Source organism: Frigoribacterium sp. AC759, assembly GCF_979256015.1.
In genome coordinates, this window is sequence record NZ_CEEDMT010000022.1 from 1 (window position 1) to 702 (window position 702).

General features: G+C 72.1%; 1 protein-coding gene. It reads left to right on the forward strand.

Translation table 11 applies throughout. The features are described 5' to 3' along the window. Positions 1-89: 89 nt before the first annotated feature. A complete protein-coding gene (locus tag ACZ6JE_RS12525; RefSeq protein ID WP_464319152.1) occupies positions 90-368 on the forward strand; it encodes a helix-turn-helix domain-containing protein in 279 nt (92 codons plus the stop codon). The last annotated feature ends 334 nt before the right edge of the window (positions 369-702 follow it).

Consider the following 702-nt stretch of genomic DNA (forward strand, 5'->3'; position numbering starts at 1 on the left):
GTGCGGGGGTGTGGGGCGTGGGGTGCGGGCGGGCGTGCGGCTGGCGATAACTATACCGGCCATGTCGTACCGGTACTACTATCGGCTGCATGGTCCGACTCCCTCTCAGCCCCGCCGAGGTCGAGCGCGGTCGCCGACTCGGTGCGACGCTGCGCCGCGCCCGCGGCGAGCGCTCGATGCTCGAGACGGCGATCGCCGCGGGCGTCTCACCCGAGACCCTGCGGAAGGTCGAGACCGGGCGCATCGCGACCCCGTCGTTCGCGACCGTCGCGGCGATCGCGGGTGTGCTCGGGCTGTCGCTCGACGTCGTCTGGGCCCAGGCCTGCACGCCCGGCCGACTCGACGAGCCGGCGCTGACGGCTTCCTGAGCCGCGCCTCCTCGGCTGGGCTGTCGTGTGCGGATCGCGCCCTCTCGGTGGCGCTGGTGTGCAAATCGCGACCTCGGCGGTGGCAGGCGTGTGCAGATCGCGACCTGGTCAGTGGGCGTCGTGTGCGAATCGCGACGTCGTCGGCGGGTGGCGTGTGCAGATCGCGACCTGGCCGGGCGGTGCCTGTGCCGAACCCGACCTGGCCAGAGGGATCCCGCGGGCCGAACCCGACCTGTGCGCGTTCACACACCTTGTGAAACACCCGTTCTGGCCCCGTGAGGCCGGATCTGGTCGCGATTTGCACACCGGGGAGGGGCGGGGGTCGTGCCGAGGA

Bases quoted from the DNA above. Each gene is read 5' to 3' on its own strand.
- ACZ6JE_RS12525 (WP_464319152.1), top strand. From the start codon at position 90: ATGGTCCGACTCCCTCTCAGCCCCGCCGAGGTCGAGCGCGGTCGCCGA.